This is a genomic window from Candidatus Hydrogenedentota bacterium, from assembly GCA_016791475.1.
Taxonomy (GTDB): domain Bacteria; phylum Hydrogenedentota; class Hydrogenedentia; order Hydrogenedentales; family JAEUWI01; genus JAEUWI01.
The window spans coordinates 1-520 of record JAEUWI010000467.1; the positions used below are offsets into that span (position 1 = coordinate 1).

The following is a 520-nucleotide window of genomic DNA, read 5'->3' on the forward strand; positions in this document are numbered from 1 at the left end:
GCGCCACCGGGCGCCCGGGCCTTCAGCTTCAGGCCGGTGAGCGCATAGACCTCATTGGGCAGCGCGGCGATCGTGAGGTCCCCGATCCGGATCGCCTGCAGCAGCAGCTCGGTGCGCGGGCGTTCGTGCAGGAGGATGGCCTCCCGGGCGTACACTTCCGTGCGATCCTTGGGCCGATCCTCCACGATGCCTGCCGCGATGGGCCGGGCCCAGGCGAGCCGCGCTTCATCCGGGACGCGGTAGGCGAGGGGCAGCCGGCGCTCGACGATCCCCAGGGCCGCATGATCGCGATCCGGCGCGCGACCGACCGCGCGCGCGGCGCTCGCCGCCACCGCGGCGGCGTAACGGTCGAGCGTCAGATCCGACTTGGGCGCGCCATAGTCCATCCACATGAGGTCGCCACTCGTGCCCTGCGTCATCGCCGCCACGAACGGTCCGTTGCCCTCGCCCGGCTCCTCCAACAAGCGGGCGAGGTGCCGGCAGAAATGGCCGTAGTAGTCGGCCGAAACCGCGGGCGATC

Annotated in this window: 1 protein-coding gene; it reads right to left on the minus strand. The window is 71.9% G+C overall.

Annotated elements, in window-relative coordinates; genetic code table 11:
• A partial coding sequence (locus JNK74_30280; protein MBL7650457.1) for a hypothetical protein occupies positions 1–520 on the minus strand: 520 nt, incomplete at both ends.